General features: G+C 61.0%; 1 protein-coding gene. It reads left to right on the top strand.

The genetic code is table 11. The annotated features are described in order from the left end of the window. Positions 1-65: 65 nt before the first annotated feature. Positions 66-1,219, top strand: a protein-coding gene (locus CKO11_RS17070) for an IS3 family transposase (protein ID WP_223641490.1) whose coding sequence is annotated in 2 segments (ribosomal slippage) — positions 66-315 and positions 315-1,219 — 1,155 coding nt in all. Because the reading frame shifts where the segments join, the coding sequence is not laid out codon by codon here. The last annotated feature ends 26 nt before the right edge of the window (positions 1,220-1,245 follow it).

Genomic DNA, 1,245 nt, shown 5'->3' with positions numbered 1-1,245 from the left:
TGACCTGCCCCCCGGAAGTTCCCTCAATCTGATGTAGAGTCTGCCCAACCTGAAGGAGCAGACGAATGCGAAAGAGCCGTTTCACCGAGGCACAGATTATCGGGATGATCAAAGAGCAGGAGGCCGGTTTGCCGACCTCGGAGCTTTGCCGGAAGCATGGTTTGAGCCCTGCGACGTTCTACAAGCTGAAGGCCAAGTATGGCGGGATGGACCTTTCGGACGCTAATCGGCTCAAGCAGCTCGAGGCCGAGAACGCGAAGCTGAAGCGTCTTGTGGCCGATGTCATGCTGGACAATGTTGTGCTGAAGGATCTGCTGGGAAAGCCCTAACGACGCCGATGCAACGGCGGGACGCGGTGCTGCGGGCGCTGAAGGATCATCCGATCTCTCAGCGCCGGGCCTGCGTCCTGATCGGTGTCGATCCGAAGACGGTGCGGCGAAAGAGGCCGCCCGACAACCCGGAAATCCGTGAGGCGATGCACGAGATCGTCGAGAAGCGCCGTCGCTTCGGCTATCGGCGCGTCGGCATCCTGCTCGAGCGCAAGGGCATGATCATGAACGAAAAGAAGCTCTACCGGATTTACCGGGAAGAAGGCCTGTCGGTGCGGCGCCGTCGCGGCCGCAAACGAGCGCGGGGCAGTCGAACGCCGATGCCAGTTCCGCTGCGGCCTAACCAGCGGTGGTCGCTGGACTTCCTGTCCGATACATTCGGGGCTTGCCGCAAGTTCCGTATACTGGCCGTAAACGACGACTGCTGCCGCGAAAACCTCGCCCTGATCGCTGACACCAGCATCTCCGGCGCACGGGTCGCACGGGAATTGGACGCCTTGGTCCGGATCTATGGAAAACCCGCCTGCATAGTTTCTGACAATGGGACCGAGTTCACAAGCAAGGCGATTTTGAAATGGGCGAACGTCAACAAGGTGGAGTGGCACTACATCGACCCCGGCAAGCCGCAGCAGAACGGCTTCATCGAAAGCTTCAACGGCAGCCTGCGCGACGAATGCCTCAACGAGGAGATCTTCGACAGCCTCGCCGATGCCCGGCGCACCTTGGCCTTGTGGCGCTACGACTACAACCACGTTAGGCCGCATTCCTCGCTGGGCAATCAGACCCCGGCAGAAGCGCGCCGAGCGCTTGAGCAATCTGAGGGCTCCGCGCTCGGCGCGCTTGCCCAACCTGAACCCGACCACTATCAACCCCAAGGACTCTCGTTATGACTGAGGGACGACCGGGGGGCAGGTCA

The organism is Rhodobacter sp. TJ_12, assembly GCF_020023995.1.
Lineage (GTDB): Bacteria > Pseudomonadota > Alphaproteobacteria > Rhodobacterales > Rhodobacteraceae > Rhodobacter.
Note: the sequence above shows the minus strand (reverse complement) of the source record. Positions and strands in the feature narration are given on the sequence as shown.